Here is a 15,292-nt window from a genome sequence, read left to right as displayed (position 1 = left end):
CGCTGCGGATTCCGGAGGGGGTTGGTTCGGGCGGCGATTCTGGCAGAGGTTCGGGCGGAGACATGGACTGGGGGCCGGCGGAGGGTTCCGGCGTCTGTCCAGGCATGATCGGCGCATCCTTTTTGAAAAGCCGGTGGTGGCTCAGCCCAGGGCCTGGGTGGCGAGTGCGAAGGTGACGGGACGGTCCGGCCCGCGCGTCGCCGGATCGGTCAGCGGCGCGCCCAGCGACATGGTCAGCACCGTATCGTGAATCTTCATACCCGACCGGGCGACGAACAGCGGGAAGATGCCTTCGTCCAGATGGGTGTCCAGACGCAGGAAACGGCCGTGATGCTCGTCCACGTGGGGGTGGACCACGGCGACCGCATCCTCGTCCAGCCCGGCGACCACCGGACCGACGACATGGCCGCGGCCGAAGGGTCGGCAGAGGGCGAAGGCCGCCAGCCTGCCGTCGCGCTCCAGCCCATAGCCGACCGACTGCTCGAACAGCCGCGCAATCAGCCCGGCGCGCGAGGTTCCGAAGGCGTGTTCGTCCAGCGCCGTGATCGCCGCCAGATCCGCCGCCTCCAGGCGCCGCACCGGTCCCTCCGTGGGTGGCTGGTCACCGCGCCGCGCCTCGCCCTGGCACTGGAACACGGTCCGGTGGCCGATGAAGCCGAGCGAGCGGTACAGCGCCAGCGCGGCACGGGTGGCGTTGAGCCGGTAGGTCCGCCCGGCCGAGGCCGACAACACCCGCTTCATCAGCCATTCGCCGACTCCCAGCGATTGCAGCCGGGGCGAGGTCATGACCATGCCGATGGTCGCGAAGTCGTCGCCATGGGGAAACCACATCGCCGATGCCAGGACGCGGTCGATCTCGTCGAGGGCGACGACACCGTGACCGACCTTGCGCGCGAACTGCCAATCCTCCGCGCGGTGCGGCCAGCCCACCGAAATCGACAGCGCCTGCAAGCGCTCAAGGTCGATGTCGGCGACGTCGGCCATGCGCACGTCGAAGGCGTCGACCGTCAGGGAGGGCGGTAACGCACCGTCCCCCGGTCCATCCGCAAGCCCGCGTTCGCTCAAAGCTGCCCCCTCCCCGGAGTTTCCATAGCGTGAGGCGGTGCGCCTTTTGGTCAACCAACATGCCTGAGCCACCCACCGTCGCCTGAGACTACCGGGGGACCCACCGCACAATTCACCGCAAAGCACCGGCTCGGCACAACAATCCTCCAAATCACTTATGCATTCAGCATGGAATGGAGCGCCCGCCCGCTAAGATCATCACTGTCGCAGCCGCCAAGGCCGCCACCCTTCTCCGCACACTGCGGCGAACCCGAAAACGACTCCCCGCGCCCGTGGCGCGCAGCATGGGACAAGGTGAGGCCGCCATGACCGTGATCGACATCCTCAAGGACCTGATCGCCTTTCCGTCCGTCGTCGGAACCCCGAACGGCGCCATCGTCGACGGGATTCGCGGCGTTCTGGAAGGTGCCGGGGTGCGCGTCCGGGTTCTGCCGGGGCCGGAGGGCGACCGGTACAACCTGTTCGCCACCATCGGTCCGGCGATGGTTCCGGGCTATGTCCTGTCCGGCCACATGGACGTGGTTCCCGCCACCGAACCCGAATGGACCAGCGATCCGTTCCGGATGCGCGCCGACGGCGACCGGCTTTACGGGCGCGGCACGTCCGACATGAAGGGCTTCATCGCGGCGGCGCTGGCGGCTTTGCCGGCCCTGACCGCCGCCCCGCTGGCCCGGCCGATCCATCTGGCCTTCACCTATGACGAGGAGGCCGGCTGCCAGGGCGCGCCGCATCTTCTGCCGCATCTGCCCGCCCTGTGCGCACCGCCGCTGGGCGTCATCGTCGGGGAGCCGAGCGGCCTGCGCGCCGTCCGCGCCCACAAGGGCAAGGCCGCTGCCCGGCTGACCGTGCGCGGACGCTCCGGCCATTCCTCCCGCCCCGACCAGGGGCTGAACGCCATCCACGCCATGGCCGACGCGCTGACCGCCGCCGTCGCCCAGGCCGACCGGCTGACCCGGGGTCCGCTGGATTCGGTGTTCGAGCCGCCTTACTCCTCACTGCAGGTCGGCACCATCCAAGGGGGGCTTGCGGTGAACATCATCCCCGATGCCTGCACCGCCGAGTTCGAAGCCCGCGCCATCGCCGGCATCGACCCCGTCACCCTGTTGGAGCCGGTGCGCGAAGCGGCAGAGCGGCTGGAGGAGCGCGGCTTCGCCGTCGACTGGACGCAGACCGGCGCCTATCCCGCCCTGTTCCTGGCAGCCCGCTCGCCCCTGGCCCGCCTGCTGGAGGAACTGACCGGACAGGAGCCGCAGGCCGCCGTCAGCTATGGCACGGAGGCCGGGCTGTACCAGACCGCCGGGATCGACGCGATCATCTGCGGCCCCGGCGACATCGCGCGGGCGCACCGTCCCAACGAACACATCCTCGTGGAGGAACTGAACGCCTGCCAGTCGATGATCGAGGCGCTGGGCCAGCGCTGCCGTCTTTGACAGCAATTCAAAATTGCCGCGCATCGCCAAAGGAACGCTGATGACCTTCCTGTTCAATTCGGATGCCGCGCGCGGCGCCGTCTTCGCCAAGGCCTTTGCCCGCGAGCTGCCGGACCTGCCCTTTTCGATGGATCCGACCGGCGTCGATCCCGATGCCGTGCGCTACCTGCTGACCTGGACCATCCCGGACAACCTCGCCCGCTACCGCAATCTGGAAATCGTCTTCTCAATCGGGGCCGGGGTGGACCAGTTCACCATGGCCGCGCTGCCCGCCCATGTGAAGGTCGTGCGCATGGTGGAGGACGGCATCGTCCGGATGATGCAGGAATACGCCACGCTGGCCGTGCTGACCCTGCATCGCCAGATTCCGGCCTACCGCGCCCAGCAGGCGGAGCACGTCTGGCGTCCCCTGCCCCAGCCACAGGCGGCGCAACGTAGGGTCGGCGTTCTGGGGCTGGGCGTGCTGGGGCAGGCGGTGCTGGAGCGGTTGAAACCCTTCGGTTTCCCACTGGCGGGCTGGAGCCGCTCGCCGCGCGACATCGACGGCGTGACCTGCCATCACGGCACGGACGGCCTCGACGCGATGCTGGCCGAGACCGACATCCTGATCGTCCTGCTGCCGCTGACCTCCGACACCTGCGGGTTCCTCAATGCGGAGTTGCTGGGCAAGCTGCCCAGAGGTGCCGCGCTGGTCCACACCGGGCGAGGACTGCAGTTGGACCATGCGGCGCTGCTGGACGCGCTCGACAGCGGTCACTTGTCCGGCGCGGTGGTCGACGTGACCGATCCGGAGCCGCTGCCGGCCGACCATCCCTTCTGGACCCACCCGAACATCGTGCTGACCCCGCACATCGCCAGCGTCACCCAGCCGGACGGCGCCGCGCGCGCGGTCATCGGCAACCTTCGCCGGCATTTCGCCGGGCAGGACCCGATCGGGCTGGTCGACCGCAAGCGCGGCTATTGACGCCGGCGCCCCTTTCTCTCCCTGCGGCAAAGCCGCTCGCCAACAAGGATTCCTTCATGTCGCTCCTGAAGACCATCGATACCGCCCCGACCTTCGCCCCGCGTGAATCGACCCCGATGCCGGACCGGCTGATCGCCGGGTCGCCCGCCTTCAAGACCTGGGCGCAGGACGCCGCCAAGGACGACACCGTCAAGACCGGCGTCTGGGAAGCCACGCCGGGCGAAACCCGGTCGATCAAGGGCGAGACCTTCGAGTTCTGCCACATCCTGTCCGGCGTCGTGGAGATCACCCCGGACGCCGGGGAGCCGGTGGTTTACCGGGCGGGCGACAGCTTCGTGATGAAGCCGGGCTTCACCGGCGTGTGGAAGACCATCGAGACGGTCCGTAAGATCTACGTCACCATCACCTGAGGGCGTGTCATGAGCCTGTCCTTCGACCCGGACCGCCTGCCGCTGCCCATCGGCCACTTCATCGGTGACCGCCTGATTCCGGCGGCCATCGCAATGGAGGGCGGGCTGCCCATGCACCGCCCGTCGGATGGACGGGCCTATGCCGACTGTCCGGTGGCCTCATCCGACCTCGTCGACGAGGCGGTCGCCACGGCGCAGGCCGCCCTGAAATCCAGCAACTGGGGCGGCGTGCGCCCGCGGGAACGCACCGCTGTGCTGCAGCGCTGGGCCGCCCTGATCGAGGAGGAGGCGGAGACCTTGGCGAAGGTGGAGGCGCTGTCCTCCACCCGTCCGGTCGGCCAGTTGGTCACCGGCGACGTGGCGGTGACGGCCGAACAGATCCGCTTCTTCGCCGAATTCGCCGACAAGGAGGGCGGCGACCTCGCCCCCACCGACGACGGCAGCTTCGGCATGGTGATGACGGAGTCCTACGGCGTCGTCGGCGCCATTACGCCGTGGAACTTCCCCCTGTCGATGGCGGGCTGGAAGCTTGGCCCGGCGCTGGCCGCCGGCAACGCGGTGGTGCTGAAGCCGTCGGAGATGACGCCCTTCTCCACCGTCCTGCTGGCGCAGCTGGCGGTGAAGGCGGGCGTACCCGCCGGGCTGATCAACATCGTCCAGGGCGACGGCCCGACGACCGGCGCCGCCATCACCCGCCATCCCGGCATCGCCAAGGTCAGCTTCACTGGATCGACGGCGGCGGGATCGGCGATCATGGCCGACATCGCCCGCAGCGGCGTCAAGCCGATGACGTTGGAGCTGGGCGGCAAGAGCCCCCAGATCGTCTTCGCCGACGCCGACCTGGAGAAGGCCGCAGCATCCATCGCCACCAGCGTGCTGTCCAACGCTGGACAGGCCTGCGTCGCCGGATCGCGCCTGCTGGTCGAAAAATCGGTGGCCGAACCGCTGATCGAGCGGATCCTGGGCCACATGCGCGCCGTCCGCCCCGGTCCGACCTGGGACGAGAAAGCCCGTTATTCCCCCATCATCTCCGAACGGCAGCGCGCCCGCATCCATTCCATCGTCACCGCCTCGCTGACCGGATCGGTGGAGTGCCTGACCGGTGGCGGCCCGATGGACGGCGACGGCTATTTCTACGCGCCGACCTTGCTGGCCGGTGTCGACCAGACCTCCCCCGCCGTCACGGAGGAGATCTTCGGCCCAGTGCTGACCGTGCAGAGCTTCGACAGCGAGGAGGAGGCGATGGCGATGGCCGACCATCCCACCTACGGGCTGGCCGCCGGCCTCTACACCCGCGACCTGTCGCGCGCCATCCGCTTGACCCGGCGGCTGCAGGCCGGGACGGTGTGGGTCAACCGCTATGGCCGCTCGCGCGACCACATCCTGCCGACCGGCGGCTACAAGCGCTCCGGCATCGGCAAGGATCTGGGGCGTGAAGCCTATCTCGCCAACCGCCGCAGCAAAAGCGTGCTGATCGGCCTGTAATCCAATCAAAGCAGGTGAGGGACGTTCGATGAAAACCCACAACATTGCGATCATCAAGGGCGACGGCATCGGGCATCCCGTGGTCGATGCCGCCTGGGAGGTCCTGCGGGCCGCGGCGAAGCAGTCCGGCTTTGCGCTGAACGGCACCGAATTGCCGTGGTCCTGCGCCCATTACAAGGAAACCGGCGTCATGATGCCGGCCGACGGCATCGACATGCTGCGCAAGTATGACGCCATCCTGCTGGGCGCCGTCGGCTGGCCGGCGGAGGTGCCGGACGCGGTGTCGCTGCACGGGCTGCTGCTGCCCATCCGCAAGGCGTTCGACCAGTATGCCAACGTCCGCCCGCACCGGCTGTTGCCGGGGGTGGAGGGGCCGCTGCGCCGCGGCGGCTTCGACATCCTGTGCATCCGCGAGAACACCGAGGGCGAATATGCCGGCGCCGGCGGACGCATCCATCAGGGAACGCCGCATGAGGTGGCGGTGGAGACCGGCGTCTTCACCCGCATGGGGGTGGAGCGCATCCTGCGCTTCGCCTTCGCCCAGGCCCGCGCCCGGCGTGGCAAGCTGGCCTCCGTCACCAAATCGAACGCGCAGAAATATTCGATGGTGTTCTGGGACGAGATCACCCGCCAGCTGGCCGCCGAACACCCGGACGTCGAGGTCACCAGCTATCACGTCGACGCCATGGCTGCACGCATGGTGACGGCGCCGGAAAGCCTGGACGTCGTCGTCGCCTCCAACCTGTTCGGCGACATCCTCACCGACCTTGGGGCCGCGATCCAGGGCGGGCTGGGCTTCGCCGCCTCGGCCAACCTGAACCCCGACCGCAAGGCACCGTCGATGTTCGAGCCGGTGCACGGCTCCGCCCCCGACATCGCCCATCTCGGCATCGCCAATCCGATCGCCGCCATCTGGTCCGGCGCGATGATGCTGGAGCATCTGGGGGAGAAGGCCGCCGCCGACCGCGTGATGGCGGCGCTGGGCGACACCACCGGACGCGGCATCGGCACGGTTCCCGGCAAGGACAGGACGGACGCGATCACCGCCGCCGTGCTGTCGGCGCTGTCGTGATACCGGCCCTTTCAAGAATACCCGCAGCGGAAAACACACGATCATGACCCATCACCTGACGGACCCCTCCCTGTTCCGCGAACAGGGGCTGATCGGCGGGCGCTGGTGCGACGGGGCGGCCGGCCGGACCATCGATGTCCAGAATCCGGCGACCGGCCGTGCCCTCGGCAGCGTTCCCGACATGGACGGAACCGACGCCCGCGACGCCATCGCTGCCGCAGCCGAAGCCTACCCGGCCTGGAAGCGGCGCACCCATGCCGACCGCGCCGCGTTTCTGGAGCGCTGGCATGCCCTGATGATCGAGAATCTGGAGGATCTGGCCCGCCTCCTGACGCTCGAGCAGGGCAAGCCGCTGGACGAGGCGCGCGGCGAGATCCGCTATGGCGCGTCCTTCGTCAAATGGTTCGCCGAAGAGGCGCGGCGCATCGGCGGCACCACCATCCCCTCCCCCACCCCGGACCGCCGCATCGTCGTGCTGAAGGAGCCGGTTGGCGTCTGCGGCATCATCACGCCGTGGAACTTCCCCAACGCCATGATCACCCGCAAGGTGGCTCCGGCGCTGGCCGCCGGCTGCACCGTGGTCATCAAGCCGTCGGACTTCACCCCCTACTCGGCGCTGGCGCTCGGCGTGTTGGCGGAGCGGGCGGGCATTCCGGCCGGCGTCATCAACATCCTGACCGGCCGGCCGGAGGCCATAGGCGAGGAACTCCTTGCGAACGAGACCGTCCGCAAGATCTCCTTCACCGGATCCACCCGCGTCGGCTCCCTGCTGATGCGCGGGGCCGCCAACGGCATCAAGCGGTTGAGCCTGGAACTGGGGGGAAATGCGCCCTTCATCGTGTTCGACGACGCGGATCTCGACCAAGCGGTGGAAGGCGTCCTGCTGTCCAAATTCCGCAACGGCGGGCAGACCTGCGTCTGCGCCAACCGCATCCTGGTGCAGGCGAGCGTCTACGAGGCGTTCCGCGACCGTCTGGTCGCCCGCGTCAACGCCATGCGGGTGGGATCGGGGCTGGAACCGGGGGTCGCCATCGGCCCGATGATCAACGCCGCCGCCGTCGCCAAGATCGAGCGCCACGTCGCCGACGCGGTTGCCAAGGGGGCACGCGTCGCGTCCTCCGCCGTTGTCGCTGCGGATGGTCCGCAGTTCGTCGCACCGGTGGTGCTGACCGATGCCACCACCGACATGCTGCTCGCCCACGAGGAGACCTTCGGCCCGGTGGCTCCGCTTTTCCGCTTCGAGACGGAGGAGGAGGCCATCGCGCTCGCCAACGCCACGCCCTTCGGACTCGCCGCCTATTTCTACACGCAGAACCTCGCGCGGTCCTGGCGGGTGGGCGAAGCGCTGGAGGCCGGCATGGTCGGGCTGAACACCGGCCTGATTTCCACCGAGGTCGCCCCCTTCGGCGGCGTCAAGCAGTCCGGCTTGGGCCGCGAAGGAGCGCAGGTGGGGATCGAGGAATATCTGGAGCTGAAGACCTTCCACATCGGCGGGCTGGGCTGACGCCGAAGCGCAACAAAAGGCCCGGCAGGAGCGAAGCACTTCCGCCGGGCCTTTTGTTTTCCGACGATTACTGAATGCGGTCGAGCGCCTTGTAGTACAGGCCGACCAGAGGCAGGAACCAGGGCTTGCCGAAATGGCCGGGCACTGCGGGCCAGGACAACCCCTTCAACGGGTTTTTGTCCTCCCGCCCCAGGATCGCGTCGGCCATGGTCATGCCGAGATGGGTGGACAGCTGCGCCCCGTGGCCGGAATAGCCCATGGCGTACCACAGCCCGTCGTGATAGCCGGCGCGCGGGTAGCGATCGCTGGTCATGTCCACCAGCCCACCCCAGCAGTAATCGATGTCGACGCCGGCGATCTGCGGGAAGATCTTCTTAAGGCTCGCCCGCAGGATCGCGCCGCTCTTGGCGTCGGACTGCTGGTCCGAGCTTGCCGAGAAGCGCGCCCGGCCGCCGAAGATCAGTCGCCGGTCGGGCGACAGGCGGAAGTAGTTGCCGATGTTCATCGACGTGACGTAGGTGCGGTTGCCGGGCACCACCGACGCCACCTCGTCGTCGCTCAGCGGCCGGGTGGCGATGATGAAGCTGCCGACCGAGATGATGCGGCGGCGGAAATGGCTGAAATTCGGCGTGGTGTAGGCGCCGGTCGCGACAAGCACCTCCTTGGCGGTCACCGTTCCGCGCGGGGTGGACAGCGTGTGGCGGTCGCCCGAGCGGGTGATGGCGCCGACCGGAGCGTTCTCCACCAGCACCGCGCCATGCCGCTTGGCGGCATCCGCCAGCCCGACGACGAAGCGGCCCATGTGCATCATGGCGCTCTTGCGCGACAGCATCGCGCCATGGAAGGGCGAGCCGACTTCCCCCTTCAACTCCTCGGCGCTCAGCAGCGCCGTGTCGGGATCGACCTCACGGTGCACGACCTCGAAGTTGCGGGCGATGGCGTCGAAATGCGCCGGCTTGGAGGCCAGCTTCAACTTGCCGGCATGGCGGAAATCGCACTCGATCCCCTCCTCGGCGATCAGCGCTTCCAGCGTGTCAATGGACTGGTCGAAGGCGCGGTAGAGCGCGATCGCGCGCTCCGTCCCCAAGGCGGTCTTGGCGGCGATGAAGCTGTGCGCCAGACCGTTGTTGAGGTGCCCGCCGTTGCGCCCCGAAGCCCCGCCGCCGATGCGGCCGGCCTCCAGCACGATCACCCGCGCGCCGGCCTTGGCCAGTTGGCGGGCGGCACCCAGGCCGGTGAAGCCCCCTCCGACGATGGCGACGTCATATTGGCCCTCAACGGCCTCTGCGGCCCCCTCGGCCCCGCCCGCGAAGGCGGGAGCGGTGTCGTGCCAGTAGGAGACGAATTTCATGACCTGGGTCCTTCCCATTGCAGCCTGAACCGTGAAATGCGTCCCTTACAGCCCGACCACGCCGGGCAGGCCGGAGATGTCGCGGATCTCGGTATAGCCGTAATAGGGGTTGGCCGGTTCGTGGCCGCGGTTGACCCACACCTTGTTGCGGATCCCCAGATCATGCGCCGACATCAGGTCGTAGCGGAAGGAGGAGGAGCAGTGCAGGATGTCCTCCGGCCCGCAGCCGAGCATGTCGAACATGTATTCGAACGCCTTGAATCGCGGCTTGTAGGCCTGCGCCTGTTCGGCGGTGTAAACGGCGTGGAAGGGCGCACCCAGCTTCGCCACGTTCGACGGGATCTGGTCGTTCATGGCGTTGGACAGGATGACCAGCGGAATTTCCTTGGCGACCTTCGCCAGCCCGGCGGGAACGTCCGGGTGCGGCCCCCAGGTCGGAACCCGCTCATAGACCATGCGCGCATCCTCGTCGCGGAAGACGACATTGTTGCGCTTGCAGGTGCGCTCAAGCGAATTGTGCACGACTTCGGCGTAGGGCTTCCAATCGCCCATGATCTCGTCGAGCCGGTAGGCGGCGAAGTTCTTGATGAACTCCGTCATCCGCGCCTCGTCCAGGATCGACCCGTACAGATCGCGCGCAGCTTCGGCCATCTGAAAGTTGATCAGCGTGCCGTGGCAATCGAAGGTGACGTATTTCGGCCGAAACTGGCTCATGGCTGCTTCCTCGGGATGGGGCGGTGGGGGAATGGATTGGGGCGCGATCTCGCCCTGCCCCATGATCCTAGCCTCGTCGCAATGCCGGGCCTGACCGAATTGCCCGGCGCGAAAGCACAAAGTTCCGTTTCCGTCTGGACGCTCAGCATTTGGTTGGGAGCGGAGCGGCACTCGCGCCCCCAAAGCCGGGTCGGAACCGGGTCCAGGCGCTCCGCTACGGCATAAGATGCGGCCGGCCGCCGAAGCAAAGGTGGAAGATGTCGCGGCGGGCGTCGCCTTCAGACGAACGTCCGGGAGCGGTGCGCCCACTCTTGAGGCAGAGGGTGAAAGGACTGCCCATGAGCAAGAATACGGTTTCCAAAAGAACGGTTCACTGTCTGGCTTTCGAACCCAAGCATCTGAAGGATGCGCTGGCATTGTCGCGGCAGGCGCAATGGCCGCACCGCCTGGAAGACTGGTCCCTGACCCTCGCGCTCAGCCAGGGGCTTGTCGCTGTGGATGCGGAGGCGCCGGACGGTGCGCAGGTGGTCGGCACGGTGCTGATGACCCCCTATGGCGAGGATGCCGCCACCATCAACATGGTCATCGTCGATGAAGGCTGGCGCGGGCAGGGCCTTGGCCGCCGCCTGATGGACGAGGCCATGGCTCTCGCGGGAGACCGCCCCCTGCGCCTCGTCGCCACGACCGATGGGCTGCCGCTCTACGAAAAACTGGGTTTCCGCGAGGTTGGCACGGTCCTTCAGCACCAGGGAGAAGGCGGTCCGGTTGCGCTGTTTGCGACGGAAGACGTCACCCCAGCGGGCGCCGACGACCGCGCCGCCATCGCCGCCCTCGACCGGCAGGCCTTCGGCGCCGACCGCAGCCAGCTGCTGGAGCGGTTCGCCGAGCGTGGTTCCTTCACGCTGCTGCGTCGCAACGGCGCTCCTGTCGGCTTCGCCGCCCTGCGCGACTTCGGCCGCGGCCAAGTCATCGGCCCAGTGGTGGCACCCGATGTGGACGGCGCCAAGGCCCTGATCGGTCCGGTCATCGCCGCAAATCCCGGCAAATTCCTGCGGGTGGACACCACCACCGACACCGGCCTCGGCCCTTGGCTGGCCGACTGTGGTCTTCGCCATGTCGGCGGCGGTATCGCCATGCGCCGCGCCGCCCCAACGACATCGGCGGCCGCAGCGGCCCCCCCCATCTCGACCTTCGCGCTCGCCAGCCAGGCACTCGGCTGATCCGGAGAGGACCATGCTCAGCAATTCCCTGATCGAACTCGACCGTGCCCATCTGGTGCATCCCGTCGCATCCTACCGCGGCCATGAGAAGGCCGGCGTCCGGGTGATCGCCTCCGGCTCCGGGGCCACCCTCACCGACACGTCCGGCCACCGGCTGGTGGATGGCTTCGCCGGCCTGTGGTGCGTCAATGCCGGCTATGGACAGAAGAGCCTCGTCGAGGCCGCCACCCGCCAGATGCAGGAACTGCCCTACGCCACCGGTTATTTCGGGCTCGGCAGCGAACCGGCGATCCGGCTGGCGGCGGCGCTGGCCGAACGCGCGCCCGGCGACCTGAACCATGTCTTCTTCACGCTCGGCGGGTCGGACGCGGTGGACAGCACCATCCGCTTCATCCGCTACTACTGGCAGGCCAAGGGCCAGCCGCAGCGCGACCAGTTCATCTCGATCGAGCAGGGCTATCATGGTTCCTCCACCGTCGGCGCCGGGCTGACCGCCTTGCCCGCCTTCCATGCCGGCTTCGGCGTGCCGTTCGACTGGCAGCACAAGATTCCGTCGCACTACGCCTACCGCAACCCGGTCGGCGACGATGCCGACGCGATCATCGCCGCCTCGCTCAAGGCACTCGACGCCAAGATAGCCGAGATCGGCGGGCCGGAGCGGGTCGCGGCCTTCTATGCCGAACCGATCCAGGGGTCCGGCGGCGTCCTGGTTCCGCCCGACGGCTGGATGAAGGCGATGAGCGACCGTTGCCGCAGCCTCGGCATCCTGTTCGTCGCCGACGAGGTGATCACCGGCTTCGGCCGCACCGGCCCGCTGTTCGCCTGCACCGACGACGGCGTGGTCCCCGACCTGATGACCACCGCCAAGGGCCTGACCTCCGGCTATGTGCCGATGGGGGCCGTCTTCCTGTCCGACGCGGTTTATGCCACCATCGCCGATGCCGCCGGCACCGCCGCGGTCGGTCATGGCTACACCTACTCCGCCCATCCCGTGAGTGCCGCGGTGGGGCTGGAGGCATTGCGGCTGTACGAGGACGGCCTGCTGGCCAACGGCGTGAAGGCCGGCGCCCGGCTGATGGCCGGACTGCATGCCCTGCGCGACCACCCGCTGGTCGGCGATGTGCGCGGGCGCGGCATGCTGGCCGCCATCGAACTGGTGGTGGACAAGGACCGCAAGACCCCGCTGCCGGCCGCCGCCGAGCCGTCCCGGCGGATTTTCGACCGCGCCTGGAGCAACGGGCTGGTCATCCGTGCCTTCGGGAACGGTGTGCTGGGCTATGCCCCGCCGCTCTGCTGCACCGACGACGACATCGATGCGATCCTCGAGCGCACAGCCCAAACGCTCGACCAGACACTTGAGGATCCCGACATCCGCCGGGCGATGCGATAGGCGAAAAAGGGGGCGTCCGCGCAAGAATCCGTGAACACCCCCGTATCCAGCATTTTCTGCTGTCCGACACCGATATTCAGAGACAGGCGTCAAGCCCTTAGACCACACTGGATGGGACAGAAGACCGGAACTCTGGACACTCTCCAGAGGGGCCACCTCCAGAGACACCCCGGCGGACGATGCCGCCGAACCTGAAACGCTCCGCCGAACCGACACGGTTCCCACGCGGTCCTTGATGAGGAGTTGGTGCGTTGCCCAAGAGTCTGCTGAATTTCAAATATCTGACCTTCGACGTCGTCGGCACGCTGATCGACTTCGAAGGCGGCATCAAGGACTGCCTCGCCGAAATCGCGGCGGAGGCGGGAACCACGGTGGACGGCGAAGCGGCGCTGACCCTCTACCGCGAAGCGCGCTACACCGACGCCACCGACCTTTTCCCCGACGATCTGGTGCGGGTCTATTCGGTCATCGCGCCGAAGCTGGGACTTCCCGCCGGCACGCAGTACGGTGAACGCCTGCGCGACTCCGCAGCGTCCTGGGCCGGCTTCCCCGACAGCAGGGACGCCATGGCCCGTCTGGCCAAGCGCTACAAGCTGATCGCGATGACAAATGCGCGGCGCTGGGCCTTCACCCATTTCTCCCGCGAGTTGGGCGACCCATTCCATGCCGGCTTCACCGCCGACGACACCGGCGTCGAGAAGCCCGACCCCGCCTTCTTCCAGCAGGTGTTCGACTTCGTCGAGCGCGACGGCGGCAGCAAGGACGACATCCTGCACGTCGCCCAGAGCCAGTATCACGACATCGGCGTTTCGCGTCGCCTCGGCATGAAAAATTGCTGGATCCAGCGGCGGCATGCGCAGAAGGGCTATGGCGGCACCATCGAGCCCGCCGAATTCACCGAACCGGATTTCCATTTCCGCTCGATGGCGGAACTGGCGGATGCGGTCGATGCCGCCGCTACGCCGAAGACCGTCTCCGCGTAACCGGGCCAAACCGGAGCGCGCCAAAAAATAAGAAACAGACAACACACGAACAGAGTGAGGCTAGCATGACAAAGACGCCTGATAGCTGGTCCCGGATCGACGACAGCATGGTCGAAAGCGCCATCCGGCGTGGGGCCAACCGCCGCGATCTGCTCAAGATGCTGATGGCGGGCGGGGTGTCGCTCGCCGCCGCCAACCTCCTTGTGGGCCGCGCCGACGCCGCGGTTGCCGAAGAGCCGGTGAAGGGTGGCACGCTCAAGGCCGCCGGCTGGTCGTCATCCACCGCCGACACGCTGGACCCGGCGAAGGCGTCGCTGTCGACCGACTATGTCCGCTGCTGTGCCTTCTACAACCGCCTGACCTTCCTCGACAAGGCCGGCATCCCGCAGATGGAACTGGCCCAGTCGGTCGATACTGAAGACGCCAAGACCTGGACGATCAAGCTCCGCAAGGGCGTGACCTTCCACGACGGCAAGTCGCTGACCGCCGACGATGTGGTGTTCTCGCTGAAGCGCCATCTCGATCCGGCCGTCGGGTCCAAGGTCGCGAAGATCGCCTCCCAGATGACGGACATCAAGGCGGTGGACAAGAGCACCGTCGCCATCACGCTGGCGACCGCGAACGCCGACCTGCCGACCATCCTGGCCACGCATCACTTCATGATCGTGGCCGACGGCACCACCGACTTCTCCAAGGGCAACGGCACCGGCGCCTTCATCTGCAAGAGCTTCGAGCCGGGCGTGCGGTCCATCGGCGTGCGCAACCCGAATTACTGGAAGGGCGGCCCGAACGTCGATTCCTTCGAGTTTTTCGCGATCAGCGACGACAACGCCCGCGTCAACGCGCTGCTGTCCGGCGACATCCACCTCGCCGCGGCGATCAACCCGCGCTCCACCCGGCTGGTCGACGGGCAGCAGGGCTTCTCCCTGTCCAAGACGACGTCGGGCAACTACACCGACCTGAACATCCGGCTGGACATGGAGCCGGGCAGCCGCAAGGACTTCGTCGACGGGATGAAATATCTCGTCAACCGCGAGCAGATCGTCAAATCCGCCCTGCGCGGCTTCGGCGAGGTCGGCAACGATCAGCCGGTGTCCCCGTCCAGCCCCTTCCACAACGCCGCGCTGAAGCCCAAGGCCTTCGATCCGGAACGGGCCAAGTCCCTGTTCAAGAAGGCGGGCGTGCTGGGGCAGTCCATCCCGGTGATCACGTCGGATGCCGCCTCGTCCGCTGTCGATATGGCGATGGTGATCCAGGCCTCCGGCGCCGACATCGGCATGAAGCTCGACGTCCAGCGCGTGCCGTCCGACGGTTATTGGAGCAATTACTGGCTGAAGGCCCCGATCCATTTCGGCAACATCAACCCGCGCCCGACGCCGGATATCCTCTTCTCGCTGCTCTACGCCTCCGAAGCGCCGTGGAACGAGAGCCAGTACAAGTCCGAGAAGTTCGACAAGATGATGCTCGAAGCGCGCGGCACGCTCGCCTGGGCCAAGCGCAAGGAGCTGTACGACCAGATGCAGGTGATGATCTCCGAAGAGGCCGGCACCATCATCCCCGCCTACATCTCCAACGTGGACGCCATCTCCAACAAGCTGAAGGGGCTGGCTCCCAACCCGCTGGGCGGCATGATGGGCTACGCGTTTGCCGAGTATGTTTGGCTGGCCGCCTGATACAGTGGATCGGCGGGCGGGGGCGGGGGGC

13 protein-coding genes are annotated in these 15,292 nt (G+C 67.6%); 10 read left to right on the top strand and 3 right to left on the bottom strand.

What is annotated here, in order from left to right; translation table 11 throughout:
• Positions 1–141: 141 nt before the first annotated feature.
• Positions 142–1,065 (bottom strand): GNAT family N-acetyltransferase, encoded by a 924-nt coding sequence (locus TSH20_RS00065; protein WP_199231970.1) that lies wholly within the window; start codon positions 1,063–1,065, stop codon positions 142–144.
• Positions 1,066–1,370: 305 nt separating this feature from the next.
• On the opposite strand from TSH20_RS00065, the gene argE reads away from it, so the two are divergent.
• From argE to TSH20_RS00035, 6 genes are read left to right on the top strand one after another with little or no spacing between them, the layout of a single operon-like run.
• Positions 1,371–2,495 (top strand): acetylornithine deacetylase, encoded by a 1,125-nt coding sequence (gene argE / locus TSH20_RS00060; RefSeq protein WP_109072798.1) that lies wholly within the window; start codon positions 1,371–1,373, stop codon positions 2,493–2,495.
• Positions 2,496–2,535: 40 nt separating this feature from the next.
• Positions 2,536–3,459 (top strand): glyoxylate/hydroxypyruvate reductase A, encoded by a 924-nt coding sequence (locus tag TSH20_RS00055; protein ID WP_109072797.1) that lies wholly within the window; start codon positions 2,536–2,538, stop codon positions 3,457–3,459.
• 56 nt (positions 3,460–3,515) lie between these two features.
• A complete protein-coding gene (locus TSH20_RS00050; RefSeq protein WP_109072796.1) occupies positions 3,516–3,869 on the top strand; it encodes a cupin domain-containing protein in 354 nt (117 codons plus the stop codon).
• 9 nt (positions 3,870–3,878) lie between these two features.
• Positions 3,879–5,354 carry an aldehyde dehydrogenase family protein gene (locus tag TSH20_RS00045; protein WP_109072795.1) on the top strand — a complete coding sequence of 492 codons (1,476 nt, stop codon included), beginning with the start codon at positions 3,879–3,881 and terminating at the stop codon, positions 5,352–5,354.
• A 28-nt stretch (positions 5,355–5,382) separates the two neighbouring features.
• Positions 5,383–6,426, top strand: a complete 1,044-nt coding sequence (locus TSH20_RS00040; protein WP_109072794.1) for a tartrate dehydrogenase — start codon at positions 5,383–5,385, stop codon at positions 6,424–6,426.
• Positions 6,427–6,469: 43 nt separating this feature from the next.
• Entirely contained in the window at positions 6,470–7,930 is a 1,461-nt protein-coding gene (locus TSH20_RS00035; protein WP_109072793.1) for an NAD-dependent succinate-semialdehyde dehydrogenase, read from the top strand.
• A 67-nt stretch (positions 7,931–7,997) separates the two neighbouring features.
• On the opposite strand, the gene TSH20_RS00030 is transcribed toward TSH20_RS00035, so the two are convergent.
• Positions 7,998–9,281, bottom strand: coding sequence for an FAD-binding oxidoreductase (locus TSH20_RS00030; RefSeq protein ID WP_109072792.1), 1,284 nt, complete (start codon positions 9,279–9,281; stop codon positions 7,998–8,000).
• 45 nt (positions 9,282–9,326) lie between these two features.
• Positions 9,327–9,995 (bottom strand): haloacid dehalogenase type II, encoded by a 669-nt coding sequence (locus TSH20_RS00025; protein WP_109072791.1) that lies wholly within the window; start codon positions 9,993–9,995, stop codon positions 9,327–9,329.
• Positions 9,996–10,333: 338 nt separating this feature from the next.
• Between TSH20_RS00025 and TSH20_RS00020 the strand changes: the two genes are divergently transcribed.
• The 4 genes from TSH20_RS00020 to TSH20_RS00005 all read left to right on the top strand — a co-directional run bounded on the left by TSH20_RS00020 (position 10,334) and on the right by TSH20_RS00005 (position 15,261).
• The gene (locus TSH20_RS00020) at positions 10,334–11,215 is read left to right on the top strand and encodes a GNAT family N-acetyltransferase (protein WP_109072790.1); all 882 of its coding nucleotides are present in this window, start codon (positions 10,334–10,336) and stop codon (positions 11,213–11,215) included.
• A gap of 13 nt (positions 11,216–11,228) precedes the next feature.
• Positions 11,229–12,605 (top strand): aspartate aminotransferase family protein, encoded by a 1,377-nt coding sequence (locus TSH20_RS00015; RefSeq protein WP_109072789.1) that lies wholly within the window; start codon positions 11,229–11,231, stop codon positions 12,603–12,605.
• Between the two features lie 251 nt (positions 12,606–12,856).
• Positions 12,857–13,588, top strand: a complete 732-nt coding sequence (locus TSH20_RS00010) for an HAD-IA family hydrolase (protein WP_109072788.1) — start codon at positions 12,857–12,859, stop codon at positions 13,586–13,588.
• Between the two features lie 65 nt (positions 13,589–13,653).
• Positions 13,654–15,261, top strand: a complete 1,608-nt coding sequence (locus TSH20_RS00005; RefSeq protein WP_109072787.1) for an ABC transporter substrate-binding protein — start codon at positions 13,654–13,656, stop codon at positions 15,259–15,261.
• The last annotated feature ends 31 nt before the right edge of the window (positions 15,262–15,292 follow it).

Source organism: Azospirillum sp. TSH20 (assembly GCF_003115935.1).
Taxonomy (GTDB): Bacteria; Pseudomonadota; Alphaproteobacteria; order Azospirillales; family Azospirillaceae; genus Azospirillum.
Note: the sequence above shows the minus strand (reverse complement) of the source record. Positions and strands in the feature narration are given on the sequence as shown.